The organism is Corynebacterium striatum ATCC 6940 (assembly GCF_000159135.1).
In the GTDB taxonomy this organism is placed as follows: Bacteria; Actinomycetota; Actinomycetes; order Mycobacteriales; family Mycobacteriaceae; genus Corynebacterium; species Corynebacterium striatum.
In genome coordinates this window covers 1-233 of sequence record NZ_GG667589.1, presented here as the reverse complement: position 1 = coordinate 233, position 233 = coordinate 1, and the positions used below count along the sequence as shown (strand labels likewise).

The following is a 233-nucleotide window of genomic DNA, read 5'->3' as shown; positions in this document are numbered from 1 at the left end:
TTGACGTATCGATTCCGCTTGACGGGTATCTTTCCGTCAACAGCACGCTGGGCTTTATCTAGTTGTTCGCCGATGCCGCGCCTTGTGCGCCGAGCCCTATCGTAGGAATACTGGTAATAGGTCACTGCCTGCGGTTTGCCGCTGGTGCGGCGTTTGTCGCTGTGGTGACGGTGGGTCCAGATGTGTCCGTCTTCGTAGTCGGTGTAGCTGCGCCCTTCCGCTGCATCTAGCCA

The 233-nt window shown here is 57.9% G+C and carries 1 pseudogene; it reads right to left on the bottom strand.

What is annotated here, in order from left to right:
- Nucleotides 1-233 (bottom strand): annotated as a pseudogene (locus HMPREF0308_RS14085) (IS1634 family transposase); the annotation flags it as partial.